Annotated in this window: 9 protein-coding genes and 1 riboswitch; of the genes, 5 read left to right on the top strand and 4 right to left on the bottom strand. The window is 60.8% G+C overall.

Annotated elements, in window-relative coordinates; translation table 11 throughout:
• Positions 1 to 294 precede the first annotated feature (294 nt).
• Positions 295 to 514, top strand: a riboswitch (cobalamin riboswitch).
• Positions 515 to 636: 122 nt separating this feature from the next.
• The 4 genes from D8U60_RS09305 to cobM all read left to right on the top strand — a co-directional run bounded on the left by D8U60_RS09305 (position 637) and on the right by cobM (position 2,782).
• Positions 637 to 834 (top strand): CbtB domain-containing protein, encoded by a 198-nt coding sequence (locus D8U60_RS09305; RefSeq protein ID WP_016774486.1) that lies wholly within the window; start codon positions 637 to 639, stop codon positions 832 to 834.
• An 11-nt stretch (positions 835 to 845) separates the two neighbouring features.
• Positions 846 to 1,547: a CbtA family protein gene (locus D8U60_RS09300; RefSeq protein WP_056785224.1), complete on the top strand. Its 702-nt coding sequence runs from the start codon at positions 846 to 848 to the stop codon at positions 1,545 to 1,547.
• Positions 1,544 to 1,957, top strand: coding sequence for a cobalamin biosynthesis protein (locus D8U60_RS09295; protein ID WP_056785220.1), 414 nt, complete (start codon positions 1,544 to 1,546; stop codon positions 1,955 to 1,957). The genes D8U60_RS09300 and D8U60_RS09295 overlap by 4 nt, the downstream gene beginning before the upstream one ends.
• Before the next feature lie 78 nt (positions 1,958 to 2,035).
• Complete coding sequence (cobM, locus tag D8U60_RS09290) at positions 2,036 to 2,782, top strand: precorrin-4 C(11)-methyltransferase (RefSeq protein WP_130899975.1); 747 nt, start codon at positions 2,036 to 2,038, stop codon at positions 2,780 to 2,782.
• Between the two features lie 116 nt (positions 2,783 to 2,898).
• On the opposite strand, the gene nfuA is transcribed toward cobM, so the two are convergent.
• On the bottom strand, positions 2,899 to 3,483 hold the full coding sequence (gene nfuA, locus D8U60_RS09285; protein ID WP_003225494.1) for a Fe-S biogenesis protein NfuA: 585 nt from the start codon (positions 3,481 to 3,483) through the stop codon (positions 2,899 to 2,901).
• A 103-nt stretch (positions 3,484 to 3,586) separates the two neighbouring features.
• Complete coding sequence (locus D8U60_RS09280) at positions 3,587 to 5,881, bottom strand: fatty acid cis/trans isomerase (RefSeq protein WP_051600701.1); 2,295 nt, start codon at positions 5,879 to 5,881, stop codon at positions 3,587 to 3,589.
• 156 nt (positions 5,882 to 6,037) lie between these two features.
• Here D8U60_RS09280 and metH point away from each other — a divergent pair, with 156 nt between their 5' ends.
• Entirely contained in the window at positions 6,038 to 9,748 is a 3,711-nt protein-coding gene (metH, locus tag D8U60_RS09275) for a methionine synthase (RefSeq protein ID WP_024012732.1), read from the top strand.
• A 46-nt stretch (positions 9,749 to 9,794) separates the two neighbouring features.
• Here the strand turns inward: metH and D8U60_RS09270 are convergent, their stop codons facing one another.
• Positions 9,795 to 17,162, bottom strand: coding sequence for a DUF6543 domain-containing protein (locus tag D8U60_RS09270; RefSeq protein ID WP_130899974.1), 7,368 nt, complete (start codon positions 17,160 to 17,162; stop codon positions 9,795 to 9,797).
• A gap of 133 nt (positions 17,163 to 17,295) precedes the next feature.
• Complete coding sequence (locus D8U60_RS09265; protein ID WP_130899973.1) at positions 17,296 to 24,453, bottom strand: DUF6543 domain-containing protein; 7,158 nt, start codon at positions 24,451 to 24,453, stop codon at positions 17,296 to 17,298.
• Positions 24,454 to 24,487: the final 34 nt, after the last annotated feature.

Raw genomic sequence — 24,487 nt, 5'->3', positions numbered from 1 at the left:
AGCGACCGTTCGACGCAGTCGAACACAGCGGAAGGAGGTGCAGCGAAGCAAACCGGAGCCGCTGCGCCCGGATCAGTCCCGCAGCGAAGGAACCCGAGCCTGCGAGGGCCGAACGTAGGAGCAAGCCTTTTTGGGTACTTTTTCGGCGTCTGGAAAAAGTGCCTCGCCGTAAGGGCGAAACCGTAATCAGCAACACCCGCAGCAACGGATACACACACAAAAACATCAGAAAATGCCCCCACCGCAGCACCGAAAACTCCCCGGAAATTGACTAAAAACCCAAACCCATGTTCTCCTGCCCACCTTGTTACGGGTGCCCTTCACAGGGTGAAACGGGAAACCGGTGAATCATGTGCTTTACTCAAAGCCATGTCAGTCCGGTGCTGCCCCCGCAACGGTAAGCGAGCGAAGCGTCAGATCCACTGTGCCCCGGCATGGGAAGGTGATGCTTGCAGGTCGGCCTCGTGCCAACCCCTCGCAAGCCCGGAGACCGGCCCGCAACACCCAGCGCGCGCAAGCGCGGCTGACCACAAACAAACCCGCGGTGGGCGGGCGCTGTTCGAAATCCCTGCGTGCCCGGCTCGCAGGGATTTTCATGCGCTCTGTTTACCCGCTGACATTTCAGAGGGAAGCGCTATGTCGATCATCAGCAATACAGTCAGCCACACTGACCACATCTCCAGCAGCACCACACTCGGCCAACGCGTCGCCGCCGCCCTCTTCGCCTCGATCCTCGGTGCCAGTCTGGTCTGGTTCGCCGGCTTCTCGCACATCGAAGCGGTGCACAACGCCGCCCACGATACCCGCCACAGCGCCGCGTTCCCGTGCCACTGAGGCCTGCCGAAATGATCAAGCGTATCGCGCAAACCGCAGGCTTCACCGGCTTGCTGGCCGCCCTGCTCCTGACTTTGCTACAGAGTTTCTGGGTATCGCCACTGATTCTGCAGGCCGAAACCTTCGAGAAGTCCGAACCGGTCGCGCAAGTCCACGAACACGCCGCCGGCACCGCCGCCCACAGCCATGATGGCGAAGCCTGGGAGCCGGAAGACGGCTGGCAGCGCGTGGTCTCGACCACTGGCGGCAATCTGGTGGTGGCGGTGGGTTTCGCCCTGATGCTCGCCGGCCTATACACCTTGCGCGCGCCGACCAAGACCTCGCAAGGGCTGCTCTGGGGTCTGGCCGGTTACGCCACGTTCGTTCTTGCGCCGACCTTGGGCCTGCCACCTGAATTGCCGGGCACTGCGGCTGCCGATCTGGCTTCGCGGCAGATCTGGTGGATCGGCACTGCCGCTTCGACCGCCGTCGGCCTGGCACTGATCGCCTTCAGCCGCCACTGGCTGATGAAGCTTCTCGGTGTGGCGATTCTCGCCGTGCCGCATGTGATCGGCGCGCCGCAACCCCAGGTGCATTCGATGCTTGCCCCAGAGGCACTGGAAACCCAGTTCAAAATCGCTTCGCAGCTGACCAACGTCGCGTTCTGGCTGGCCTTGGGCCTGATCAGTGCATGGTTGTTCCGGCGCAAAAGCGCAGGCCCATATCAGGCATGACCGATGACCGCGCAGCGCCGACCTTCGTGGTCGGCCTCGGCTGCCAGCGTGGCTGCCCGGCCAGTACGTTGCGTGCATTACTCGATCAAGCGTTGCAGGCGCACCGCATCGAGCTGCGAGCGGTCAAGGCTTTGGCGAGTATCGACCTCAAGCGCGACGAACCGGGGTTGCTGGAACTGGCCACACAATTGAACCTGCCCCTGCAGTATTTCAACAGTGCCGAACTGGCGCCCTATCAACAGCGCCTCAGCCATCAATCGCAGATCGCCTTTGAACGCACCGGCTGCTACGGCGTGGCGGAAAGCGCCGCGCTGGCGCTGGCCGAGCAGTTGATTCAGGCGCCGGCGAAACTGCTGATTCCCCGGCAGAAATATGCGCAGGCCACGCTGGCATTGGCCGGCGCTGCATAAAATCCCGATAATCCCCGCCATCGATCATGAGCACGCTTCATCTGCCGTGGGGCTGCGCCTCTTCACAAGGATTCAACGATGACCGTCTACTTCATCGGCGCCGGCCCCGGCGACCCTGAACTCATCACCGTCAAAGGCCAACGGCTGATTCGCAGCTGCCCGGTGATCATTTATGCCGGCTCGCTGGTACCTGCCGCGGTGCTGGAAGGTCATCAGGCCGAAACCGTGGTCAACAGCGCTGAACTGCATCTGGAACAGATCATCGATCTGATCAAAACTGCCCATGCCCAAGGCCAGGATGTGGCCCGTGTGCATTCCGGAGACCCAAGTCTGTACGGCGCGATCGGTGAGCAGATCCGCTACTTGCGTGAGCTGAGCATTCCTTTCGAGATCATTCCGGGCGTGACCGCGACGGCAGCATGCGCAGCGCTGCTGGGCGCCGAGCTCACTCTGCCGGATATCTCGCAAAGCGTGATTCTGACCCGTTACGCCGACAAGACCGCGATGCCCGCCGGCGAAGAGCTGGCCAGCCTGGCGCAACATGGCGCGACCATGGCCATTCATTTGGGGGTCAATCATCTGGAAAAGATTTTGGTTGAATTGCTGCCGCATTACGGCGCGGACTGTCCGATTGCCGTGATTCACCGCGCGACATGGCCAGATCAGGACTGGGTCGTCGGTACACTGGCGGACATTGCCGCAAAGGTCGAGGCCAAGGGGTTTCGGCGTACGGCGCTGATTCTGGTCGGGCGGGTGCTGGGCAGCGAGGTGTTCAGCGAGTCTTCGTTGTATCGCGCCGGGCATGCGCATTTGTACCGACCGTGAGTGGAACGCGGAGCGTCCCGGGCTGCATGCCCACGCGGAGCGTGTGCATGATCAAGCCACAGGCATAAAAAAACGGCGCTCACGGGGCGCCGTTTTTCATGTTCGCAGCGAACGCCTTAGTAGTAGGCGTTTTCTTTCTGCGTGTGATCGGTCACGTCGCGAACGCCCTTGAGCTCCGGGATGCGCTCGAGCAGAGTACGCTCGATGCCTTCCTTCAAGGTCACGTCAGCCTGGCCGCAGCCCTGGCAACCGCCACCGAACTGCAACACGGCAATGCCGTCCTCGACCACATCGATCAGGCTGACCTGACCGCCGTGGCTGGCCAGCCCCGGGTTAATCTCGGTTTGCAGGTAGTAGTTGATGCGCTCGTTGACCGGGCTGTCGGCATTGACCATCGGCACCTTGGCATTTGGCGCCTTGATGGTCAGCTGGCCGCCCATACGGTCGGTGGCATAGTCGACAACGGCGTCGTCAAGAAACGCTTCGCTGAAGGAATCGATGTAAGCGGTGAAGCTTTTCAGCCCCAGCGCGGTATCTTCAGGTTTCTCTTCGCCCGGCTTGCAGTAGGCAATGCAGGTTTCGGCGTACTGGGTGCCAGGCTGGGTGATGAAGACACGGATGCCGATGCCCGGGGTGTTCTGCTTGGAGAGCAGATCGGCCAGGTAATCATGGGCGGCGTCGGTAATGGTAATAGCGGTCATAAAAACTCCTCGCAGGCTTGGGCGCAGTTTACGCCAATCGGCGCGGCTGACAAAGTCCTAGTATTTTTGTCGGGAAAGAATCCCGGCATATGCCTGCGAATGCTCAAAGGTTCTCGTACCGGTTCATATCCAGCACACCCTCTTCCACCGGATCGGTTTCGTGTATGTACTGGCTCAGATCGTGGAAATACAGCCAGAACTGCGGATGACTGCGACGAATGCCCCAGCGTTCGACGATCTTGTCGAACCGATTGGCATCCCTGGCATTCTCCATGGCATCGACAAACGCTGGCACCTGCTCGGCCGGTACGTTGAACATGAAGTTCGGGTAACTGGTGAGCACGCCCGGATAGATCGTCAAGGTGTCGAGACCCGGTTGATAGCGCAGTGACTCACCGAGCAAAAACGCCACGTTGCTGTGCGCGCGGTTGCGCAGCACGCTGTAGACCTCGCGCTTGCCGCTGGCGGTTTCGACACGCAGCAAGGTCGCTTCGGGCATCTGGTCGATGACTTTCAACCCTGCGGCCGGTCGCGAGGCCAGACGGCTCAGGGCCTGCTCGGCGTTCTGCAACGCCGGATCTATATTCGGTCGCGAGCAATAAGCGCCGTCGCAGCGATTGATCGGGTCTGGCCGCGCGTTCAGATCACCGTAGCGCGCCAGCAACTGCATGGCGAAATCGTGTTTCGGGTCTTTCTCGTCGAGCTTCAATGCGGTCGGTTTGTCGTCATCGATGGCCTCGTAATCGAGCCACATCTTGAATTGGCCGCCGTCCTGGTACCAATCGTTGAGGTAATCCTCACGTGAGTCGGCGGGCATCAGGCGCAGGAAGTTCTGCTCGGCGCCGTTACGGATCAGGTCGAAATACAGACGGGTCTGCGCCTGATGGGAGACGTTGCCGAACACGTCGAAATTGACCGCGAGCTGGTAGTAGGTGCGTTCCAGCAGCGGATAGTCGAACAGCCACATGGTTTGCGGCACCTCACCGATAAGCCCCTTGGTCACCGAAGCGCTGTCGAAGTGGCGGAAAATGCTCAGCAAGGCGTTGTCGTTGCCGGCCCACAGCGTCGACCAGCTCGGCGCCGGCAGATCGGCGTAGCTGTCGCGGCGCAAGGCTTCGTATTCGTTGCGCTTGTCGCGGTAGTTGCGCCACAGGCTGAGCACGCTGCCGACATCGTCGTTCTGCCCCGGCATCGCCAGCAGCGGCGTGGCCTGGCCACGGTAGTTCGGGTCGGTGATGTAGAGGTCATGCTCCGGGGCCTGGAACAGCGCCCAGAAGTTGTCGCGGATCACGTCGGTCGCGATCTGCCCACGGCACACCGGCCCACGAATGAAGGTGCGGACGAAGTATTCGGCGTTATCGAGCATGAACTGATAGCGCGCCTGCGCCGGAATCGCCTCGAAAGTGGCAAACGGATTGGCACGGCTTTGCGGGCCGTAACCCGGCAGCGCATTGACCTGCCAGTTGCCGTTGTAGAACAGGCTCTTGATCCGCGCCATTTTCGCCGCGCTCAGCGGATAAGTGATGTGCGTCTTGTGCACGATCACCCCTTGCACCGGCCACAAGCGGTAATACACCTGCGTGCCCGGGTCGTCGTTGGGGCGGCGCGTGGCGATCAGGTCGATCGGCTGGCCGCTCGGCGTGCGCGAACGCACCCACTGGAAATAATGCCCCGGCTCGCCGTCCTTGAAATAAATGTGCGCCAGATACCAGTGTTCGAACAACCAGCGCCCCACCAGACTCTGCCGCGCACCGGGAGCATTGAGCAGGTTTTCCCACTGCAGGATCTGCATGGCCTCTTTGGCACTCGGCGCCAGGCTCTGTTCGTCGATCGGCGCGCCAGACGCCAGCCAGCGCTGCAGGGTCTGGTATTGCTGGTCGGTCAGGCCAGTGACCGCCAGCGGCATGCCCTCTTTCGGGTGCGCGCCGGCATATCCGTCGAACTCCGCAGGCATTGCGCATAGATTGTTGCGATTGAGCCCCAGGACAATGTCTTCGGGCAGCTTGGCGTTCGGCGTCAGCGGCGTCTTGTGGCCGAGTTCAAGCATGCGTGCCATCAGCGCAGCCTGACTGCCCTGGGCGTCGAGCACCGAATAGAAGTCTTTCTGCTGCCAGGCGCGCTTGCCGAAGGCATCGTAAAACAGGCGCGTGGTCGGTGCTGCCTGAGTGCGTTCGCCGTCGTACACGGGCATCTTGCTCGCGCCACGAGCAGCGCCTTCGCCACTGCCCAGATTGAGCTGACAGGCCGAGTCATAGCAGGCATGGCAGGCTACGCACTTCTCGGTGAAGATCGGTTGGATATCGCGGGTGTAGGAGATGGAAGAAGAAATGGCAGGATCTTGCGCCGCAACGCTCCCGCTCAGGACCAGCAACCATAAACTGATGAAGCGGTGCGGCATGTTGCTGATCTCGATGATAAAAAAAGGCTGCGATTCTACCGTTATGACGCTCGTACCAACATGAGCGATATTCATGCAAAAGCTGCACATGCTCCAAAAGCGCACAGGTTTGCTATGATCCCGCTCCTTCGTAATGGTCTTTTTCGAGTAGTCCACATGTCCGATCGCAGCGTCCGCCTTCAAGCTCTCAAGCAAGCCCTCAAAGAGCGCATCCTGATTCTTGACGGCGGGATGGGCACGATGATCCAGAGCTACAAGCTCGAAGAACAGGATTATCGCGGCAAGCGCTTCGCGGACTGGCCGAGTGACGTCAAGGGCAACAACGACCTGCTGGTGATCACCCGTCCGGACGTGATCGGCGGTATCGAAAAAGCCTATCTGGACGCCGGCGCCGACATTCTCGAAACCAACACTTTCAACGCCACGCGCATTTCCATGGCCGATTACGGCATGGAAGAGCTGGCGTACGAGTTAAACGTAGAAGGCGCACGTCTGGCGCGCAAGATTGCCGACGCCAAGACCGCCGAAAACCCGGCCAAGCCGCGCTTCGTTGCCGGCGTGCTCGGCCCGACCAGCCGCACCTGCTCGCTGTCGCCCGACGTCAACAATCCCGGCTACCGCAACGTCACCTTCGATGAGTTGGTGGAAAACTACACCGAAGCCACCAAAGGCCTGATCGAGGGCGGCGCCGACCTGATTCTGATCGAAACCATTTTCGACACCCTCAACGCCAAAGCCGCGATCTTCGCCGTGCAGGGCGTGTTCGAGGAGCTGCACATCGAACTGCCGATCATGATTTCCGGGACCATCACCGACGCCTCCGGTCGTACCCTGTCCGGCCAGACCACCGAGGCGTTCTGGAACTCCGTGGCCCACGCCAAGCCGATTTCCGTGGGCTTGAACTGCGCCCTCGGCGCCAGCGAACTGCGCCCGTACCTGGAAGAGCTGTCGAACAAGGCCAGCACCCACGTATCCGCGCACCCGAACGCCGGCCTGCCGAATGAATTCGGCGAGTACGACGAACTGCCGTCGCAAACCGCCAAAGTCATCGAGGAATTCGCCCAGAGCGGTTTCCTCAACATCGTCGGCGGCTGCTGCGGCACCACGCCGGGCCACATCGAAGCCATCGCCAAAGCCGTGGCCGGTTACGCGCCACGTCAGATTCCGGACATTCCCAAGGCCTGCCGCCTCTCCGGTCTGGAGCCGTTCACCATTGATCGCAGCTCGCTGTTCGTCAACGTCGGCGAGCGCACCAACATCACCGGTTCGGCAAAATTCGCCCGCCTGATCCGTGAAGACAACTACACCGAAGCCCTCGAAGTCGCGCTGCAGCAGGTTGAGGCCGGCGCGCAGATCATCGACATCAACATGGACGAGGGCATGCTCGATTCGAAGAAGGCCATGGTCACCTTCCTCAATCTGATCGCCGGCGAACCGGATATCTCGCGCGTGCCGATCATGATCGACTCGTCGAAATGGGAAGTCATCGAAGCCGGCCTCAAGTGCATCCAGGGCAAGGGCATCGTCAACTCGATCAGCATGAAAGAAGGCGTCGAGCAGTTCATCCATCACGCCAAGCTGTGCAAGCGCTACGGCGCTGCGGTGGTGGTGATGGCCTTCGACGAAGCTGGCCAGGCCGACACCGAAGCGCGCAAAAAGGAAATCTGCAAACGCTCCTACGACATTCTGGTCAACGAAGTCGGCTTCCCGCCGGAAGACATCATCTTCGACCCGAACATCTTCGCCGTCGCTACCGGCATCGAAGAGCACAACAACTACGCCGTCGACTTCATCAATGCCTGCGCCTACATCCGCGACGAGCTGCCGTACGCGCTGAGCTCCGGCGGCGTGTCCAACGTGTCGTTCTCGTTCCGTGGCAACAACCCGGTGCGTGAGGCGATTCACTCGGTGTTCCTGCTCTACGCCATCCGCGCCGGGCTGACCATGGGCATCGTCAATGCCGGCCAGCTGGAGATCTACGATCAGATCCCGGTGGAGCTGCGCGACGCTGTTGAAGACGTGATTCTCAACCGCACCCCGGATGGCACCGACGCCCTCCTCGCCATCGCCGACAAGTACAAGGGCGACGGCAGCGTCAAGGAAGCCGAGACCGAAGAATGGCGCAACTGGGACGTCAACAAGCGTCTGGAACACGCGCTGGTCAAGGGCATCACCACGCACATCGTCGAAGACACCGAAGAATCCCGCCAGTCGTTTGCGCGGCCGATCGAAGTGATCGAAGGCCCATTGATGTCCGGCATGAACATCGTCGGCGACCTGTTCGGCGCTGGCAAAATGTTCCTCCCGCAGGTGGTGAAATCCGCGCGCGTGATGAAGCAGGCCGTGGCGCACTTGATCCCGTTCATCGAACTGGAGAAAGGCGACAAGCCGGAAGCCAAGGGCAAGATCCTCATGGCTACGGTCAAGGGCGACGTGCACGACATCGGCAAGAACATCGTCGGCGTGGTGCTTGGTTGCAATGGCTATGACATTGTCGACTTAGGCGTGATGGTTCCGGCCGAGAAGATCCTGCAGGTTGCCAAAGAAGAAAAGTGCGACATCATCGGCCTCTCCGGCCTGATCACCCCGTCGCTGGACGAGATGGTCCACGTTGCCCGCGAAATGCAGCGTCAGGACTTCCATCTGCCACTGATGATCGGTGGCGCGACGACGTCGAAAGCGCACACCGCGGTGAAGATCGAGCCAAAGTACAGCAACGATGCCGTGGTCTACGTGACCGACGCCTCGCGCGCCGTAGGCGTGGCGACACAGTTGTTATCCAAGGAACTCAAGGCCGGTTTCGTCGAGAAGACCCGCCTGGAATACATCGATGTGCGCGAGCGTACGTCCAATCGCAGCGCCCGTACCGAACGCCTGAGCTACGCCGCCGCGATCGCGAAGAAGCCGCAATTCGACTGGGCCAATTATCAGCCAGTCAAACCGACCTTCACCGGCAGCAAGGTGCTCGACAACATCGATTTGAAGGTACTGGCCGAATACATCGACTGGACACCGTTCTTCATTTCCTGGGACCTGGCCGGCAAGTTCCCGCGCATCCTCGAAGACGAAGTGGTCGGTGAAGCCGCCACTGCGCTGTACAAGGACGCGCAGGAAATGCTCGCCAAGCTGATCGACGAAAAACTGATCAGCGCCCGTGCCGTGTTCGGTTTCTGGCCGGCCAATCAGGTCAACGAAGACGACATCGAGCTGTACGACGACACCGGCAAGCCGCTGGCCAAGCTGCATCACTTGCGTCAGCAGATCATCAAGACCGACGGCAAGCCGAACTTCTGCCTCGCCGACTTCGTGGCGCCGAAGGACAGCGAAGTCACCGACTATGTCGGCGGCTTTATCACCACCGCTGGCATCGGCGCCGAAGAAGTGGCCAAGGCCTATCAGGACGCGGGCGACGACTATAACTCGATCATGGTCAAGGCCCTCGCCGACCGCTTGGCCGAAGCCTGCGCCGAGTGGCTGCACCAGCAGGTGCGCAAAGAACACTGGGGTTACGCCAAGGACGAGACCCTGGATAACGATGCGCTGATCAAAGAGCAATACCGTGGCATCCGCCCTGCTCCCGGCTACCCGGCCTGCCCGGATCACACCGAGAAAGCCGCGCTGTTCACCCTGCTCGATCCAGAGGCTGCGGAAATGCGCGCCGGGCGCAGTGGCGTGTTCCTCACCGAACACTACGCAATGTTCCCCGCCGCTGCGGTCAGCGGCTGGTACTTCGCCCATCCGCAGGCGCAGTACTTTGCGGTGGGCAAGATCGACAAGGATCAAGTGCAGAGCTACACCGCGCGCAAAGGCCAGGACCTGAGCGTGACCGAGCGTTGGCTGGCGCCAAATCTGGGTTACGACAGCTGAGTCGACCTGACCTGGGAGCGCGCTGCTCCCAGGTCAGGTCGATCACTCAGTCGCGGCGCCACGAAGGCCCGGGTTTCGGTGACGACGGGGCCGATGGCGACGCTCCCGCATCCTGCGACGCCAGGCTCTCCAGCTCTGTGCGAGTCAAATCCTTGAGTTTCTCGATACGCGCATCCGCCAGTTCGATTTCAAGCACCCTCATCGCGTCCAGATAATCGCTGTTTTCTCTGTCCGGGTAGGCATCCTCGACCGCTTCGTGCCGCCTGGTAGCGTCGCGTTCAAGTGCCTCGAACGCCTCGGCGTGGCGATCCTGCAGATAGCGGATCCAGTAGTCCCGCGCAATCAGATCCTCCAGAAACATGGGTGATGCCTCGTCCGCGAGAACCGAGGCACGCGCATTGAGCAATCGTCGCCCGCGAATCGGTGAGGCGTACAACATGTGTTCGGGTTGCGCCGGCAACTCCAGGTCGTCCGGCCAGCCGCGTGTCATGGCGATGCGGTATTGCAGGCGGACTTCCGCGCGATCCTTGTTCCTGGCGGCGGCTTCGGCCAGTCGATCCACCCTTTCCAGGCGAAACAGCCGTCGAGTCAGATCAAGCAGCGCTCTGCCGCGTTGCAGCTGACGATGCCGCGGAATGTCGCGCAGAGCGTTGTATTCATAGACGCGGGTTTCCAGTTCGCTGAACGACAGGATCCGGCCATCGGGGCACGTGCCGTGGGTTTCGGCGTTGAAAAACAACAGCTCGCGCAGTTCAGCGTTTTCCGTGGCAGCCTGGATCACTTGCCAGACCCGGTGGGTCAGATCGGCACCGGCAAACCTGAATTCCAGGGTGTCGGGCAAGGTCGAGAGCAAATGAAAGAACGCCTCATGGTTGGCCTGTCGAGCCAATTGCAGCCATAGCGCTTGCCGCGCTGCACGCGCATCTGCATGCGTATAGGTCATCCATATATCCATCGCCGGCGCCGCCACGTCCTGCGCCGGATTGGCAATCACCTCCGCAGCCTCCACACCGGCATGCATATCCACGGGCCTGCTACTGCTACCGCCACCGCCTCCGCCACGCGGATCATCACCATCGTCGCTATCGGAGTCGGGGTCCGAACCCCGATCCGAATCCGATTCGGATCCGCTATCGCTTTCCGAGTCGCTCGTACGCTCGGCGATCAAGCGCTGCAAGGACTCCGGCGTGTAGCCCAGCACGTCACTGCCGCCATGCGCGACGCTGTAGTCCCTGATCTGCTCCAATGCGTTAAGCGACAGCGAGTTCTCCGACAGATCGGTGCCTGCCACGAGCGCCTCATGATTGCCGCCCAACAGCCGGTCCGGGAAAATCATGATGTTGTTGCCCGACAGGTCCAGCCTTTGCAGATGCGCCAGTTCAAGCACGCCTTCAGGCCAGAAATCCAGGCCGTTCTGGCCGAGGTTGAGGGTTTGCAGACTGCTGAAGGTTGCGGCGTTGAATTCTTCCAGCTGATTGTGACTGAGGTCGAGCCAGCGCAGCCGCGCCCCGCTCGCGTGCTGATACACCGATTGCGCCACGGCCAGGCGATTGCCGCTCAATTCCAGCCGTTCGAGCCGGCTCAGACTGCCGACAGCTTCCGGCAGGCGTGCCAGGCCCGTGCCATTGAGCATCAGCGTGGTCAACTCAGGAAACGCCGGGCAGAAGAGGTTGAAACTCTCGACGGAAAATTTGGCCCCGGTCAGGTCCAGCGTCCGCACATGGGAAAACACGTTCGACAGCGCAGGCAAATCACCCAAGCCGCCCGCTGACAGGCTCAGCGTGCGTCCGGCGGATTCGGTATGGCCGGTGAGCCCGTCCCGCCAGCAAGCGCGGATCCTGGAGGCATCAAAGAATCTTGTTGACGACGCCCCTTCACCAGCCCCTTGCGCCGGGTTGAAGATCCAGCCGTTCAACTCACGCGTCAACGCCTCGTTACTTGCTCGCCACTGATTCAGTCTGCCGACCATTTGCTCAGGGGATAGGCCTTCAGTGCGTAAACGCTCAACGCTGGCCTGGGCCTTTTCAAGCGACAGTGACGGAAAGATTTCCAGCACTGCGCGATGCATGTCGGTGCCTTGCTGAATGACCGAGGCAGATGGCAGTGGCAAGAGATGAGCAGCGCGATTGAGTGCCGTGTCAGGCGTGGCACCGCTGGAACCGCTGGAACCGGCGGGTAACGACGGCGCTTGCGATTCAAACCGTTGCAGCGCCCCTTCGGGCAAACCCAAGGTCATTTCGATCCGTCGCTGCGCCGCCTTTAGGCTCGCTTCGCCGCTGACACTGAAGCGGTTGTCCAGCAGCCGGGTCTTGAGCAGCACAGCGTTGTCGGCAAGCACGTGATCGGGGAGCGAGCCGATGGTGTTATGCCGCAAATCCATTGCTTGCAAATGCGCCAGGTTCTCCGCCCCCTTCGGCCACACATTGAGCCCGTTTGAGCTGAGGTTCAGCGTCCTGAGCCCGGTCAGGCGAGAAACGTCCAGTGTGTCCAGCCGATTGAGGCGGGCATTGAGATGTTCGAGATTGCTCAGCGCGTCGAATTGACCTTGCACCTCGGGGGTCACGGCGATTCGGTTGAAAGACAGGTCCAGCTGTGTGAGCCGGGGCAAATCGGCTGGCCGCACCGGCACTTCGGTCAATCCGCAGGCGGTGACCTCCAGGCTTGTGGCGCCACTGAACGCCTGGAGAAAGCCGCGGATCTGTTCGACCGGCACAGTCAAGCGGTCCAGCCGAACCCGCTGTACATGAGCAAACGTACCGGCCGGCAATTGCGGCAGCTCACTCACCGACTCCGCGCCCAGCGCCCAGGCGGTGTCAACCAGTTCAAACATGCTGGCGTCGTCCAGATCGCTGGCGGATATCCAGTCCTCAGCATTGAAGGGACGAACGTCATCGTTCAAGCGATAACGCCGGCGTATGGCCGCGCGCCAGTTTTTTTCCAGTGCACGAACCACCCGGGCATTGGGCGGCGCTTGCCAGCGCGCTGCCGGCGTCGCCGTACGCAACTCTGCGGATGCGCTGGCCTCGTAGAACTGGCGGAAAATTGCGCTGTGCTCCACGCGCAGAATCTCCACGGCTCCAAGTCGGGTCTCCGGTGTGTTCCACAGACTCATGATGCGCTGAGGTAACGGGTTGAGACGGCCGGCCTCACCCGTCAGAAACTGCAGTTCCCCGGCGCAGTAGCGGCGGACCATCAAGTCCAGATCAACCAGATGCCCCCATTCCCCCATGTAGTTTTTCACATAGTCGTAAGCCGGTTTGAACGCTCCGTGGGAGAACCTCGACCAGTCCAGGGACAAACCGGCCCAGAGTCTCTCGTGCCCGACATAAAGGGTCTGTGGAAGGGATGCGATGGCAGTCTGCGTCAGATCCAGACGCTCCAGCTCAGGCAGTTGTTCCACATAAGCCGGCCACTGCGTCAGGCCCGGCGCTTCAATCTTGAGTTTCTTCAGTCGTTCAAGGGGAGCCAGGTCCAGCTCGGGCGGGCTGCCTGCGCCGCCGGGAAAATCGAGATGAAGCTCCTCAACCGCGGTCAGGCTACGCAATCTTGTCGACAGATCGGCAGCCATCACCCGCGCTGGCGTTCGGAACTTGAGCTTTTTCAACGCGGACATGCGAGTCACGCTCAGGGGCAAGGTCGTCAGTGACTGCTCGTGCTCCATGTAGGTGCCGAACAGACTGCCCCGCTCCCCCAGCGACAACTTTTCGATATTGGCAAATCGCGTCAGGAAGGCATCGGCGTTGGCGTCGGTCAAACCTCCGCCGCCAATCGACAGTTCACGCACGTGAGCAAAGTCGACGGTCATCTCTGGCAGAGGATCGTAGGTGAGAATCGACAGTTGATCGGCACCCGCGACCCCAGTGGACAAAGCGTTGCGCCAGCAGGTTTTCAGCGCTTGCGCGGTGCGAAACTTGTAATTTGTTCCGGAGCGTTCCCAGGGCGCCGCCGTTGCTGTCCCCGCCCATTCATCCAGCGTCGCATTGAGCTGTTCCCACTCACGCCGACGTGATTGCAACAGCTCGAAAATGGCCCGGTCGTTTTTTCCTGCCCGATACTGGTCAAGGAGGAAGCCACGAGCCTGTTCGTCGCTCAATTGCGGGTAGATATCCTGCACGTGAGCCAGCAGGTTCGGTGCCAATCCGGCGCCGCGTCCACTGGCGGGATAACCGATCAAGGTAGCGTTCACCCGCACCGGCGGTTTTATCCACTTGACCTGAGGCGCCAGCAACGCGGGTGCATCGGCCTGGTGCTGGTCGGCGTGATCGATGATCTTTGCTTGCAACTCTGCGGACTGCCCGACCTCAGGGACACCGAGGCTGCGGCGCGCATCATCAGGCAGGGCATGCATGATCGACGAGTAAAAATTGTCGCCGTTGCGAGGCAGGCTGTTGAGTGCCTCACCGCGCTCGTTGAAAGCCTGAAACTGAACGCCTGTTTTGATCAGGTATTTTTTCTCGCTGGCGGTTTCACTGCCGATGCTGTCGAGCAGCATGCCGGCGTCGTGGCCTTCGCGTACTTCAATGCGAAGGCTGTCGGGCCAACCCGCCAATTGCTCCAGCGTGTGCAACGCCAGGCGCCGGCTGTCCGCAGACGCGACGTTTTCGCTGCGCAGACCGGCATATGCCGCTACCTGTCGACTTTGCCGCGCGTACCAGCGGGCCTCCTCCAACAGGCGCAGCGGTACTCGTTGCCCTGAGCCGAGTCGCTGAAGATCATCGGGTCGACCATGCGCCAGTACCGTTTGCGCCGCCGGTTTACTGAGTCCCGGGCAGGCCTTCTGCAAGCGCGCAACCTGCGGATCGACGGGGTCGGTGCCCGAATGAATGCTGTCGTAGATCGCCGGCTGGCGGGTGTTGGCGTAGTCGGCGATCTGCTTGCCAAATTCTGCCGGTCGGCCATCGCGCACGCGTGCCCCCTGCTCGCCGAGGAGCCGAGTGATTTCTGACTCGTCCAGCCCTGCGAGAATACGTGCTGGCAGTTCACCGCTGAAGATATCGGCCCGCGATATCTGAATGGGTGGCTTGACGCCGACATCGCGGAACCGCCGCGCGGAGCCATACCTGACGAACTTGCCGGACAATTGCTCGCCGTCGAAGACTTCCAGCACCCGGTTCTCCGGCCAGCGCGGCATTTCGGTGATCAGCGGCAACGCGTAGAGGTACAGTTCATCGATCGGTTTTGTCCCGCGCAACTGCTCGACAACCAGTGCCGCGTTGCCATCTGCTTGCATCATGCGCATGGCTTGGGTCAGTTCCGGTGGTGGCAGCGAAGAATCAATGTGCATCTTGCGCAGCGCGGCTTCACTGACACCGCTGATATCGGCAGCCTTGATCAGCTGTGCATCGGAAAAAGCTTCGGTTGCATGGCCGATGCGCCGCAACAGGGTCAGACGATCCCAATCCTGCGGACGTTCCAGAGTATGGCGCCAGGCACCGCTTCCATTGCTGTGGAGCACCGGCTGCCAGGCGTTGATGTCGGTCGGATGGCTGATCCGCCATTTGCCGATCGATTCATCGAAAAACTGCTCATAGACCTTGCCGCTCTGGCGAATATAGGTTTTACCCTCAAGCACGTGCTGGCCGGCACTGTTTGGCCCGGGACTGACAGGCAGTGCGACAGCTGACTCGTAAGCGCTCAGGTCGGGTTTCCACAGCCGGGTTTCGCCGTTGGGCAACTTCACCGGATGCAGACTTTCAATGACCGGCACGGCTTTGGCGCTTGAGATTTTCCTTACTGCGGCGCCCACACCGGCCATCAGCGCAATCTGCGCAAGGTTTTCCGCCACATCGATCAAATGATCCTTGGCCGCCCGCCGATCGCCCTCGGCCCATTCGATTGCGCCCTCAAGCGTTTCATAGAGCAGTTGCCCGGCCATCACCACCATCATCACTTCGCCCAACACAGGCACGAACATCGAGACCATGTTCAGACCGAGCATGCCAAGTTGCATCAGATGAGCCAGTTTGGCGTCCCTTGCTCGCGCGTCTACCTCGGCAGTCGGTACCGCATGGCTTCGGGCATCATCGATCAGCTTGGTGCGGTTCTGGCTATAGAGGTATTGCCACAGGTCCTCGTTGGGAGCCCAAAGTCCCTGCCCCTTGCGTCCCAGGGTGGACGGTGCGATGTAAGGGTCCGCCACTGGCTCCCATTTGACCTGGCGTTCGGGCGGTACCTGCTGAATGCGGGTGAACGCCGAGCCGGCGGTGAAGCCCTGCAGCACCGACAGCCATGGCGAGCGCAGCAGATCCCAGCCATCGCCGGGTGAGTCAGGCGCCTTTTGCCTGAACTGGCTGAAATACTCGGGACGCTGGTCATAAGGCAGGAACTGGCTGAGAAAGCGCTGGTAGGCGGTGGGCTCCGCGCCCGTCTGTTGCAAAGCGTCGCGTGCAGTGAGCAAGCGTTTGAGCTCGTCGCGCATCTGCTGGAACGTGTAGCGCTTGAGCGGATGTTCAGGATCGTGCGGGATGTAAAGAATCAGTTCGTCGGTGTAGCGGTATTTCTCGCAGATGACGAACGCGACGCAGCCGGTGAGTCTTTTTTTCATCAACCCCAGGTCCTTGAACCAGACCTGTTTTTTCCCCATCCAGGGATGCATCTCGCCGTCAATCACCGAGACGATCATCGCGTGATCCGCCGCCTCGATATCCTTTTGCAACAGCGCTTGCTCGGCCGCAGCGCGCAGCGTCGCCTTCTGCGCGGCGATGAAGCGTTCGGCAAGCACTGCCTCTGCCACCGCTTCCTCAGGATGAAAGAATCCTTGCAGGTAAGTCTGGTACCGCTGGCCGACATCCAGATCGCGGCAAAGGTGCAGAAACTGGCTGACCGAAATACCGATGCTCACATGGTCGAACGTCTGCGCCGTGGACCCTGCCACCACAAAACCAGAGCTCGAATGGTAGGTCCCTTCGCATTCGCCAGCTTCGAAGTTGTGCAGTGCGGCTTCCAGCAGCGTTAGCTTGAGCACCTCGAATGAGGCCAGTTCGATTTGCTGGATACCCATCTCCACCGGGCGGCGCAGACACAGCAGCGTTTTGTCGACATCGATATCCAGCGAGTGTTTGTCTTTCAGCGCTTTGATGACTAATGGCCGGGCAAACGTCTCGACGTCCTGAAGTTTCGCCATGCACTTGTCGAGACTGTTCTGGGCGATGACACTGGCCTTGAACGTGTCGTCCACGGTTTTGCGCTGGGCCGGCGTCGCATCCTGATACCAGGCTGGCAATGCTGTCGCAACCGCCTTGAAGGCTTCGCGCCGTTGCCGCGAAGCGTCGGTCAACCATTGCGGGATCGAAGCTTCGAGAAACTCGCCGTGCAGGCTTTGCGTGGCAACGAGCTTTACTGACTGACTGGCCTCTGCCGGCTGATCGGTCGACGCAGGCTGCGTCGACACGGGTTTTGGGGAAATAGCGATCATGGTCACTCCTTGTTGATGGAGCGCTCAGCAAACCATGTCGCGTTATCGCTTCTGCGTTATCCGGGTATTGCGCAACCAGCAGTGGTAAGCGGATGTGACTTGGCCTGCCTCGGACCGCCTTAGCAAGGTGCCCTCAGGAACCGGATGTTGGTGGCAGGCGGCCGGGTTGTTCGGATTCCCCGGCGAAGCTGTTCAGCTCGCTGATCACCCGGCGGGTCAGCTCGGCGCGTTTCTGTGTGCGCAGCACGTCCATGGCCTTGCCCAACCTGTTCAGCTCAAGGTCGTATTCCTCGGAACTCAATTCATTGCGGGCGAGACGCTGATTGAGCTGGTCCCACAGTTGCTGGCGTCGCTCGTCAACCGCAACGTCCAGCGCGGCCATCTCTTGTGGGTGGAGATCTTGCAGGTAAGAGATCCAGTAGTCGCGCTCTGCCATGCTTACGGACAGCGCATCGGTGCCCTCTGCCTCAAGAATCGAGGCGCGGGTGTACTCCAGCAGTTCATCACTCAGCGGGACGTCATAAATCATCGACGCGGGTTGGCCCGGTAAATCGACACCGTCGCCCCAGCCGCCCGTCAAACCGATGCGATATTTAAGGCGCACTTCCGCACGATCCATACCGAGTCCGGCGGCTTCAGCCAGCGTCTCGACGCGATCCAGGCGAAACAGTTGCCGCGACAGACGCAGCAGCGCCCGACCTCTGGACGCCATTCGATTCAACGGAATGTCACGCAATTGGTGATAGACCGCGACCCGCACTTCCAAATCACTGAATGTCAGTATCCGCCCGTCCGGGCAGGTGCCGTGGGTCTCGGCGCCCTGAAACAACAGTTGCCGCAGTTCGGTATTTTCCTCAGCGGCCTCCATGACACGCCAGACTCTTTGCGTCAGATCGCCTCGCACCAGCCTGTAGTCCTGCGTATCGAGCAACAAGCGCAGCAACTGGAAAAACCGCTCGTGATTCGGCTCTTGCGCCAATTGCGCCCAGAGCTCGGTTCTGCGTGCAACCAACTGCGGATCGCTGTCCACAAGCCACGGATCGCGTGAGCGTGGCGCAACATCGTTGGCTGGATCAAAAACTTTCTCGGCGGGAAATACCTGCGCATGGGGATCGTCGACAACGCCGCCAGCGTGCTCGGTTGGAGCACCGTCTTCAGGAATCCCGAACAGATCACCGAACACCTGACGGTTGATCATCGTCTCAATCTGCGCGCGCGTCATGCCCAGCACATGCGGTATGGCGCGCTCGCGGCTGTAACGCCTGAGGTCTTGCAATGCAGAAAGCGACAAACTGCGATTTTCTGACAGATCCGTGCCTGCGATCAGACCCGAATGATCGCCATCGAAAAGCGCCGCGGGGATTTCCGCGATTGCGTTACCGCTGAGGTTCAGGGCCTGCAACCCGGGCGCCCGCAACACACCGTCAGGCCATTCGCTCAGTTGGTTGTAGCGCAGATCCAGAGACTCGATCACGCCATAATCGGGCGGATTGAAAACACGAAGTTCGTTGTAACTCAAATCCAGCGTGCGCAGCCGCGAGTTGCCCAGCAAAGGGTAAACACTCGTCGCACTGCGCAAGCTGCAATACTGCATGTCCAGGCGCGTGAGATGACGCATGTGCAGCACCGGCGCGGGCACCGCGCCCAATTCGTTACCACTCAGATACAAGGTCTCGAGGTCAGGAAAACCGTCGAGAAAACCCGCGCTCCCCCGCGCCGTGATCCCTGCACCGCTCAGATCGAGCGTCGTCACGCCCGGAAACTGCACCACAAGCGTCGGCAGTTCTCCGGTCTGCAATCCTGCCAATTCGAGCTCCAGGCCATCGCCGCCGGGGTGCTGGGTCAGGGTGTCGCGCCAGGTCTCGCTGATTCGCCGGGCCACCAGCGAACGCACTTGCGCACTGACCAGGACAGTGTTCGTTCGTACTTCCCTGGTATAGAGCCAATCGTTCAACTGACGGGTCAGCGCCTCGCAGCTCAGATGCCATTGGCTGATCTGCGCATCGATCTGAGCGTCATTCAAGGCCCGTGTTCGCAGCACCAGCAGGCTACGTTGCGCTCGTTCGCGATTGAGGATCACCGCCAACCGCTGCAGATGCCCCGAAGCGCCTGAACTGACAGGCGCCGGCTGCGGGAGTGGCAGGAGCAGATCACTGAACGAACCGCCGGTTTCCAAAGGCGGAAAATGCTCAGGCACCGGCTCTGCGGCGAAGCGAGACAACGTGCCCTGGCCCAACCCCCGCTGCTGCTCGATGCGCTGCAGCGCCGCGTGAAAAGCTGCCTCACCGTCGGCACTGAAGGCGTTGCCCGACAGATTCGTCCTCATCAATGCGTCAGGATGCGCCAGCGCTTGCGGCGACAGGGACGCGATCCGGTTGTCTCGTAAATCGAGCCATGACAGCCGTGGCAGAGTTTCCGCCCCGGTGGGCCAGGCCAGCAAATCCGTCGATCTCAGATTCAAGGCCTCGAGCCCGCTCAAAGCCGTGGCATCGAGTCGCCCCAGCGGGTTATGACTCAGGTTCAGTCGTACCAGTTGTGGCAGCGCATTGAGTTGGCGCTGGACCATTGCCGTCACCGTGATTCTGTTACCGGACACGTCGAGCCGACGCAGCGCGGGCAACGCCTGCGCTGCAAAAGGTAGCTCGGTGAACATGCATCCCCGCAGTTCAAGCGTCTCGATATGACTGAAGGCGCGAATAAAATCCCGCGCCTGGCCGGAGGGCACGTTCAGCCCTCCCAGACGCAGCGTGCGCACATGGGCGAAACTGCCGGCCGGCAACGAAGGAAGCTCGACACCGGTGGTGGCGCCGGGCAGCTCGACGAAGCTAAAGCGCTCAACGTCGGCAGACAGGCCATAGCGCTGACGAATCGCACCCTGCCAGCTGCTTTTCAGCGTATGCAACAGGTCCGCGCTGGCCCCTGTCGACCAACGCCGCGCGGGCGCTGCATAGCGTGATCCCTGGCGCGGGGATGGCGGATAAAACGCGGCGAAGATGGCCTCATGTTCGGCCCGAAGCTGCTCGATCGCCGCCACCCTTGCCGACGGTGTTGACCAGGCTGCATTGAATGCCTGCGGCAAAGGGTCGGCGCTATCCGGGGCGACGGCCATGCTATCGAGTTCGGCGCGGCAATAGTCACTGACCATCTGATGCACATCGAGCAGGTGGCCGCGCGGGCCGGAGCGGCGGCTGACAAACTCATAGGCCCGACGGAACGTCGCTGGGGTGACACGCGACCAATCCAGCGATAGCCCGGCCCAGAGTCTTTCATGGCCGCTGTAGAGCGAGTCGGGCAAGGTTTCAATCAAGGTGTGCGTGAGGTCAAGGCGTCTGAGCTGCTCAAGTCGTTCAACGTATGCTGGCCACCGCCATAACGCGTGGGGCGCATCGATGCGTAATCTGCGCAGTCGTGTCAGCGATTGCAGGTCAAGACCATGCAAGGTGGTGGAATCGAATCCGTGATAGTCGATGCGCAGTTCCTCCAGCGAAGTCAGTCCACCCAGCCTTCGCGCAAAGCTTTCCGCGAGCAATGGCGCATCGGTAGAGAAACGCAGACGTCTCAGCCCGGGCAGCCGCTCAACCGCCTCTGGCAATGTGCTAAGCGGTCGGGTGACAGGTGTCTGGCCATAGCGCCTCAATTCACCGAGCCATAAATCAGTGACATTCGGGAACGCCGCCAGAAACCCGTCCGCATTGGCGTCGGTTATGCCGATGCCGGTGATGGCCAGTTCGCGCACGTGGGGAAAGCCTGTACTCAGCTCGGGCAATGGCGTGTCGCAATGGATTGTCAGGCGGGCCGCCTCCGCCGCCTGCCCCTCCAAGGGACCATTACGCCATGTCTCTCGCAGTGTCTGTGCCAGTTGCGCCCTGTGCGTTGCAATGCGGCTATCACTCGGCGCTGCCTGCCATCGCTCAAGTGCAACGTTCAACGCGTCCCAATCCTGGCGGCGAGATTCCAGTTCGAGCTGAATCTGCGTTTCACTCTGGCCGTGTTGCCGGGCGAGAAATGCCCGTGCCTGACGCGACTCGGGGTATAGATGCGCAATGCGTGATTCGAGGGATGGATTGAGGCCTGTACCACGGCCACTGGCGTAATAACCCAGCAGTCGCGCGCCCACGCGTACCGGCGGTTTGAACCACTTTGCAGCCGGTGACAGCAATCGCGCAGCTTCGGCTCGATGACGGTGGGCCGATTCGATAATTTTCTGTTGCAGCTCACCATGGGCGTTGCCGACAGACAATCCGATTGATGAACCTGTGTCCTCAGGCAACGCGTGCATGAGCGAACTGTAAAAGCTGTCCTGGACCCTCGAGACTCTGTTCAATGCCTGGGCGTGATCATTGAACGCTTGATAGAAGGGTCCGTTTTTCACCAGATAGCGTCTAACCGGCGCCATCGGCTCGCCGATGCTGTCGAGCAAGGTGCCAGTCACGCTCCCCTCGCGAATTTCCAGACGCAGCGAGTGCGGCCAGCCAGACAATTGTTCCAGCGCGTGCAAAGCCAGTCGCCGACTGTCCGCCGACGCCAGGTTTTCGCTGTGCAAACCGGCAAATGCGCGGGCCTGGCGGCCATGGCGGACATGCCAGCGAGCCTCTTCCAGCATTCTCAAAGGGGAACGCCCGGTCGCATCCATTCGGGCCAGCTCGTGCGTCGAAGCATGCTCGATCACATCCTGGGCCGCCACGTCGCTGAGACCGGGACATTCACGCTGCAACAGGCGCACGGGCGCACTCGACGATTCGGTACCCCGATAAAGACTGTCAAAAATCGCCGGTTGACGCGTATAGGCGTACTCGGCGAGTTGTTTGCCGAACTCATCGGGCCGTGCCGGGCGAAATTGGGCAGCCGTGCGTCCCAGCAGATAGTTGATTTCCTGCTCTTCCAACGCAGCCAGAATCCGCGCCGGCATTTCCCCGTTCAACACTTGCGAACGTGTCAGGCGGATAGCGGGCTTGTGGCCCAAACCGGGCAGCGTATTCTGCGCACCATAGCGGATGGACGGCCCTGCTCCGTGCGGATCAGCTGTCATCTCCAGAACCCGATCGGCGGGCCAACGGGGCATCTCGGTGACCAGCGGGACTGCATACAGGTAGTGCTCGTCGATGGGCCTGGCTCCGCGCAATTGCTCGACCATTTGCCTCGCCTGTGCATCGGCATCGAACAGGCGCATGGCGTCTCGCAGTTCAGGGGGCGGGGGCAACTGATTCAGATGCATTTTGCGCAGGGCGCCATCGCTGATACCGCTGATATCGGCCAGCGCCAGCAAGGTGTCATCGGAGTAACCATCGGTGAGGTGCCCGATGCGTCGCAGCAGGGTCAAGCGATCCCACGCCATGGGCTGTTCCAGGCTCAGGCGCCAGGCACCGTGGCCGTTATGGCTGAGCAACGGTTGGTAAGCCAGAGAGTCGGTGGGATGTTTCAACCGCCAGTGCCCGCTGGAGCGGTCAAACGTCTGCTCATAGAGCCTGCCGCCCTGGCGTATCCAGGTTGTGCCGGCGACGCGGTACTGCCCCGCCGCGTCGGGCCGCGACAACTTGCCGGGGATGAGCGCTTGTTCATAGCCGCGCAAGGTCGGCCGCCACAGGCGCCTCTTGCCATCAGGCAGCGTCACCGGGTGCAGATCTTCGATCACAGGCTCCGGTTTAACGGCTGTCACCCGATTGAATGTTGCTCCTGCGGCGGCCATCGCACCGATCTGCGCAAGGTTTTCAGCAACGTCGACAAGATGCGCCCTGGCGGCGTGTTTATCCCCCTCGCTCCACTCGATCACGCCTTCGACAGTTTCGTAGAGCAACTGGGCCGTCATGACAACCAGCATGATTTCGCCCAGTACCGGAACGAACATGGACGCCATGTTCAGCGCCAGCAGACCAAATTGCAGCAGCCCGGACAGCTTGGCATCGCGCGCCTTGGCGTCGACGTCGGCGGTAGGTACCGCGTGACCACGAGCGTCGTTGATTAGCTTGTCACGATGTTTTTCGTACAAGTACGCCCAGAGGTCGCTATTCCTCGCCCAAGGATATACCTGAAGGTGCGGCATCAACGAAACTGCCACGTAAGGATCGGTATCCGGGACCATTTTTTGATATTTCGGTGAAGTCTTCCAGATCTCTACAAAAATCAACGTTGTCTGCAGAATCTTGCGCCACGGTGACGACAGCCAATCCGATGCGCCGTCTGCAGACTTTACGAATTGGCTGAAGTAATACGCACGCTTCTCATATGGGAAGAACTGACTGAAGAATCGTTGATAGGACGTAGGGGCCGTGCTGTCCGCCTGTTGCGCATCGCGAGCACTCAACAGGCGCTTGAAGGTGTCCTGCATTTGCGTGCCGGTATAGCGCTTGAGCGGGTGTTCGGGATCGTTGGGGACGTACAGAATTACCGCGTCGACCGGGCCATACTTTTGCGCGATCTTGAACACCACACATCCGACCAGCCGGTGCCGCATCAAGCCCAGGTCTTGAAACCACACCTGCTTGTCGCCGATCCGGGGGTGCCTGTTGCCTTTGATCACCGAAAGGATCATCGCGTGATCCTCAGGTTGAATATCCTTGGTCAACAGTGCGCGCTCGGCTGCCGCGCGCATGGCCGTTTTCTGACTGGCGATGAAGTGCCGGCGCAACTTCGCTTCCGCGGCCGGATCGACCGGATGGAAAAACCTTGTCAGATAAGCCTGGTACCGGGCACCGATATCCAGTTCGCGGCACAGGTTCAGGTAGTTCCTGACCGACACATTCACCGGAACAGCCTTGAGGGCACCTTTTACGGCGGTCGCGGTTGCGAAGCCAGAGCTGCTGTGAAAGGCGCCATAAGCACACTCATCACTTTCGAAGTTGTGCAAAGCGGCCTGGAGCATCGGCAGCGTCAATGCCTCGAATGAACCGATTTCCTCGCCGAGAATGCCAGCGCGTATTGGCCGCCTGAGGCACAACAGCGTGTTATCCAGATCCACGGCGACCTGATAGCGGTGTTTCAGCGCCTGCGCCAGGAGCGGCCGGGCGAAGGTTTCGATGTCTTTGAAGGTGGACATGGAGCGGTCCAGCCTCGTCTGTGCAATAAAACTCATCCTGTAGCTGGTATTGACCACCTGACGCTGGGCCGGCGTCGCTTGCGTGTACCAGCGCGGGAACACTGTCTGCGCCTGCTTGAGCTCGGTTTTCCTGTGCACCGGCGCCTGAATCAGCCAATGCGGCATCACGGATTCGAGCCAAGGTGCGTGGAGGCTCTCGGACGCCGCAGGTTTGAGGGGGCGCTCGGTTACGGTCGAAACGTCTGAATCGGTGGACATACATCGCTCCTGTAAATGGAGCGACAGCACATCA

The organism is Pseudomonas sp. Sample_11, from assembly GCF_004307505.1.
In the GTDB taxonomy this organism is placed as follows: Bacteria; Pseudomonadota; Gammaproteobacteria; order Pseudomonadales; family Pseudomonadaceae; genus Aquipseudomonas; species Aquipseudomonas atacamensis.
The sequence above is the reverse complement of the archived record's forward strand: the minus strand, read 5'-3'. Positions and strand labels throughout refer to the sequence as shown.

What these genes read in the sequence shown, in the direction of transcription:
- D8U60_RS09305 (WP_016774486.1), top strand. Translation starts at nt 637, where the DNA reads ATGTCGATCATCAGCAATACAGTCAGCCACACTGACCACATCTCCAGC.
- D8U60_RS09270 (WP_130899974.1), bottom strand. Translation starts at nt 17,162, where the DNA reads ATGATCGCTATTTCCCCAAAACCCGTGTCGACGCAGCCTGCGTCGACC.
- D8U60_RS09295 (WP_056785220.1), top strand. Translation starts at nt 1,544, where the DNA reads ATGACCGATGACCGCGCAGCGCCGACCTTCGTGGTCGGCCTCGGCTGC.
- D8U60_RS09265 (WP_130899973.1), bottom strand. Translation starts at nt 24,453, where the DNA reads ATGTCCACCGATTCAGACGTTTCGACCGTAACCGAGCGCCCCCTCAAA.
- metH (WP_024012732.1), top strand. Translation starts at nt 6,038, where the DNA reads ATGTCCGATCGCAGCGTCCGCCTTCAAGCTCTCAAGCAAGCCCTCAAA.
- D8U60_RS09300 (WP_056785224.1), top strand. Translation starts at nt 846, where the DNA reads ATGATCAAGCGTATCGCGCAAACCGCAGGCTTCACCGGCTTGCTGGCC.
- D8U60_RS09280 (WP_051600701.1), bottom strand. Translation starts at nt 5,881, where the DNA reads ATGCCGCACCGCTTCATCAGTTTATGGTTGCTGGTCCTGAGCGGGAGC.
- nfuA (WP_003225494.1), bottom strand. Translation starts at nt 3,483, where the DNA reads ATGACCGCTATTACCATTACCGACGCCGCCCATGATTACCTGGCCGAT.
- cobM (WP_130899975.1), top strand. Translation starts at nt 2,036, where the DNA reads ATGACCGTCTACTTCATCGGCGCCGGCCCCGGCGACCCTGAACTCATC.